The sequence below is a fragment of the Roseateles sp. P5_B10 genome (assembly GCF_056400485.1).
In genome coordinates this window covers 1-1,864 of the sequence record NZ_JBFULE010000941.1, presented here as the reverse complement: position 1 = coordinate 1,864, position 1,864 = coordinate 1, and the positions used below count along the sequence as shown (strand labels likewise).

3 protein-coding genes are annotated in these 1,864 nt (G+C 68.5%); 2 read left to right on the top strand and 1 reads right to left on the bottom strand.

Going from position 1 to position 1,864, the window contains the following annotated elements; all coding sequences use genetic code 11:
* Window positions 1-322, top strand: a 322-nt coding sequence (locus AC1DU6_RS29525) for an adenosylcobinamide-GDP ribazoletransferase (RefSeq protein WP_477861554.1), incomplete at its 5' end; no start/stop codon positions are given.
* Between the two features lie 5 nt (window positions 323-327).
* Window positions 328-843, top strand: a complete 516-nt coding sequence (locus AC1DU6_RS29520) for a histidine phosphatase family protein (protein ID WP_477861552.1) — start codon at window positions 328-330, stop codon at window positions 841-843.
* Here the strand turns inward: AC1DU6_RS29520 and AC1DU6_RS29515 are convergent.
* A partial coding sequence (locus tag AC1DU6_RS29515) for an acyltransferase family protein (RefSeq protein WP_477861550.1) occupies window positions 813-1,864 on the bottom strand: 1,052 nt, incomplete at its 5' end. The genes AC1DU6_RS29520 and AC1DU6_RS29515 overlap by 31 nt on opposite strands.

Here is a 1,864-nt window from a genome sequence, read left to right as displayed (position 1 = left end):
CGCGGCGGCCGTGGGCGTGATGGTCAGCCTGCCCTACGGCGGCGATGCGGAGCATGCCAAGGCCAAGCCACTGGCAATGGCCGTGGCGCTCCGCAATTTCGCCATCGCGCTGGGCTGGTGCGGCTTGCTGTTGCTGGCGCTCGCCGCCGGAGGCGTTGATCTGCCGCGCTTGCTGGCCGCCGCAGGCGCAGCAGCGGTTGCCGCAGTACTGATGCACCAATGGCTGAAGCGCCGCCTCGGCGGCTACACCGGCGATGGGCTGGGCGCGACCGAGCAACTGGCCGAGATCGCCGTGCTGCTGGCCTTCACGGCCTCGTTCTGAAGCCTGTGTTCACGATCTGGCGCCACCCCAAGCCCATCGGTGCTGCGGGTCGCTGCATCGGTGGCCGCACCGACCTTCCCGTCGACCCGCGCAAAGCCAAGCGCCTGGCCCATCGCATTCGCACGCATGCACGCCTGSAGGGGCTGCCGCGCGAGGTCGTCACGTCGCCGCTCGCGCGCGCCGCGTCGGTGGGGCATTGGCTGAAGCGATGGGGCTTCCTGTGGTGCGTCGACCCAGCCTTGGCGGAGATGGACTTCGGCCGCTGGGACGGCCAGCCCTGGAGCGCCATCTCCGCGGCGGAGTTCGAGCGCTGGACGCGCGACTTCTGCGGTTTCGAATTCGACGGTGGTGAGTCACTCAATGCGCTGCTGCTGCGCGCGGCCGCGTGGCAGCCACCATGCGCCCTGGCCGTGGGCCACGGCGGCTGGATCAATGCCCGGGCATGGCGCGGCGATCCGCCCACGCCGGCCCGGTGGCCCAAGCCGTTGGCCTATGCAGCCAGCCGGTCCGGCGATTTCTGAAACCGGCGGCGCAAGGCCGCCGTGACGGCAGGCGTGGCCCGCATCGCCGGGGCCTCGATGAAGCGATAGCTGGCATGGCTGACCAGCACGAGAACTGGCGCCAGTGCCAGCACCCAACCCCAGTGCACGGCCGCAGGCAAGGCGGCTCCCGGCTGATCTGCCCCCAGCACGAAATGAAGGAGGCTGAACAGCAAAAAGCCGTGCAGCAGATAGATGCTGTAGGCCGACTCACCCAGCAGGCGCGAGACCGGGTGCAGCAGCAGGCCGAAGAGGCTGTTGCCGCAGGCGATCAGCACGAAGGCCAGCGCCATCAGCGCAAGCGCACCATAGTCCGTACCCAGGGGGAACAGCGTGACCGCCGCTGCCAGGCATGCCAGGATCAACACGCTGGCCAAGTGGCTGGCGGCCCAGCGGCACAGCCGTGCCGAGCGGGAGCCCACCGCGGCCGCAATGCCGCCGGCAAACGCCCACAGGTACACAGGTTGCGCGGGCCAGTTCAGCAGGGCGGTGACAGACACCAGGCCCAACAGCAGATAGGGCCAGCGCGGCAGCACGCCGACCGTCAGCGCGRGCAGTGGCAGGACGCCGTAGAAGAACCACTCATAGGGCAGGGACCAGGTCACGCCGGCGACAACGATCTTGGTCACCTCGATCTGGTTGATCGGTGGGTTGCCGTACATCGTGAAGCCCAGCCAGCGCAGGGCCTGCTTGGTGACGGTGCGGGCCGGCTCATGCAGCTCGCCGCCCGACAGCACGGCGACCGTCGTGAACAGCAGCAGCATGACGAAGAGATACAGCGGCACGAGGCGCAGCACGCGCGACACGACGAGCTGCAGCCAGTCCAGCGGCCGCTGGCGGGCGGCGATCAGCTTGGAGAAGAACAGGAAGCCCGTGATCATGAAGAACAGGGCGACGCTGCTGTGACCCAGATGGGTGTAGAGCCGCGATGGCGGCAGCTTCCACTCACCACTGTGCTGATAGAAGTACCAGATGCAGCCGTGATGCAGGAAGACACCCAGGG